Raw genomic sequence first — 2,469 nt, 5'->3', positions numbered from 1 at the left:
GGTGTAGCCCGCACCGAAGGCGAAGGCGCCTGCGTCGCGCCAGAGGCCGCCACCCGCCGCGACGCTCAGCTTTCCGGGCCGGTCGTCGTAGCGCAGCGAGGCGGCGGCGAGACCTATCGCGGCCGCCTGCCGGGCCTCGTCGCGGATGCCGTTGATGTCCGAATTGAGCTGGCCGAGCTTCTGGTCGGTATAGTCGTTGGCCTGCTGCAGGGTCGTGGCGGCTACCTTGTCGGTGTAGTCGTTGGACGTATCGATAGCGTAAGCCACGCGGTTGTCCGTATAGCTCTTGCCGGCGGTCAGGCCCTGGTTCATCTGGTCGACATTGACCGCATCGGTCCCTTTGACGCCGGGGCCGACATTGGAGATGACGACCGGCGCGTTGACGTCGCCACCCTGCAGCGTGATGGTGTTCGACTTGACGCCGCCCGGGGCGTCATAGGTCACCGCGTTCTGGGTGAGGTTTCCGACGCCGGCTTTCAAATCCTCGATCGCCGTGTTGGTGGCGTAGAGCTGCGAGCCGTTGATCGCATCCGTGCTGCCGGCATCGACGCGCCCGGCGGCGACGTTGGTGATCGTCCGCTCGGCGCCGGCATCGCCGACGCTGACGGTTCCGGTCGGAGTCGTTCCGGCGAAGGTGTAGGTCTTGCCGCCGATGACGGTGCTGGAGGTGCCGACGGCTGTCTGCGTCACCGAGCCGGAGCCGAGCGCCACATCGTTGGCGTTGTTGGCATGCGCACCCTGGCCGAGCGCGACGGCGCCCGCCCCGGTAGCCGTCGAGCCATGGCCCGCAGCCACGCTCTCGGCGCCGCTCGCCACGCTTTCCGGCCCGATCGCCACCGCGTTGGTGCCGCCGGCGATGCTGTCGGCCAGCGTCGAATTGGCGTGGAAGTATTTGATGCCGCCGCCATTGCTGATGGTGGTCAGGGCATTGTCGACGGCCGTCAGGCCGTCATAGACGGTCGAGTAGTTGTTGCCCTGGATAGTGTAGGTCGGGCCGGTGATCGAGCCGTCGGGATTGATCGTGGTAACGCCGCCGAACAGGTCGGTGACGTTTTTCGTCACGCCGCGCAACTGCGAGACGTTGACGCCGTCGGTATCGGCCGAACCCGCTGCGACATTGGTCAGCTTGCGTTCGGCCCCGGCGGCGCCGATCGACACCTCGCCGACCGAGGTCTGCGGACCGGCGAGCGCGAAGGCCGTGTAGCCGGCCTGCGCGCCGACCGTGGTGATGGATTGCGCACCGAGCGCCACGCTGTTGATGAAGGTGCTCTGGGCGCCGGCGCCGAGCGCCACCGACTGGACACCGGACGCCAGCGAATTGGTGCCGAGCGCCAGGCCGTCGGCCAGCAACACATGGGCGTTCTGGCCGATGGCCGTTCCGCCGGGCGCTGTCAGGTCGACGATGGCGCCATTGCCGATGCCGATGCCATTGTCGCCGTTGACGACAGTCGTCGGGCCGACCGCGACCGATTCCGCGCCGACCGCGAGCGAGTCGCCCGCCGCCGAATTGGCGTGGAAGTATTTCGTCGAGGTAACCGATACGGCAGCGATGGCGCCGGCGAGCTGGCGCACCGTCACTGCGTCTTGGTCCTGCGTGCCGTCGGCCACGTTGGTGATCTGCCGGTAGGAGTTGACATCGCCGACCGAAACGGCGCCGAGCAGCGTCTTGTCGCTCGTGTTGTACTGGATGAAGTTGGACGGACCGGCCGCGATCTGGCCGGTGGCCGGAGCGATCGCGCGATCGGAGATCGAACCCGAGCCCAGCGCCACGCTGCCGTCGATGCTGGCCTTGCTGTCGCGGCCGAGCGACAGCGCGCTGATGCCGGTCGCGGTCGCATTGTAACCGACCGCTGTGGACCCGACGCCTTGGGCGAAGGAATCGGTCTGCGCCAGCCCGGCCTCGTTGGTGCGGGCGTAGCGGATGCCTATGCCGTTGGCATCGGTATAGGCCGTCGAGGTGTCGCCGGCGATGTTGTTGAACGTGTTGCCGAGATTGGTGACGGAACCGCCGATGGTGCTGAGCGTGGTGCCGATGGCGTCGACGGCCTGGTTGGTGGCGGCGAGCTGCGAACCGTTGATGGCATCGGTCGACGTCGAACTGATCCGTCCGGCGGCGACGTTGGTGATGGTGCGTTCGGCGCCGACCGCGCCGACGCTGACCGTCGAGGTCGGGTTGGTGCCCTGGAAGGCGTAGGTGGTGCCATTGATCACGGTGCTGGGCGTGCCGACGGCGACGTCGGTGACACTGCCTGAGCCGAGCGCCACGTCGCCCGCATTGCCAGCAGCAGAGCCGGCGCCCAGCGCGAGCGCGTTCTGGGCGACGGCATTGGCGCCTACACCAACAGCAGTCGCCTGAACGCCAGCCGCAAGCGAGTTCTGGCCGATCGCCGTGCTGGACGTGGCTGTGGCGGTGGCGTTTGCGCCAATGGCGGTGCTGTATTGGCCCGAGGCCTTGGAGATGTACCCCAG

Annotated in this window: 1 pseudogene; it reads right to left on the bottom strand. The window is 67.8% G+C overall.

Annotated features, from left to right (window positions below):
• Window positions 1-2,469 (bottom strand): annotated as a pseudogene (locus EN925_RS31795) (calcium-binding protein); the annotation flags it as partial.

This window comes from Mesorhizobium sp. M7A.F.Ca.US.006.04.2.1 (genome assembly GCF_004022915.1).
Taxonomy (GTDB): domain Bacteria; phylum Pseudomonadota; class Alphaproteobacteria; order Rhizobiales; family Rhizobiaceae; genus Mesorhizobium; species Mesorhizobium ciceri.
Note: the sequence above shows the minus strand (reverse complement) of the source record. Positions and strands in the feature narration are given on the sequence as shown.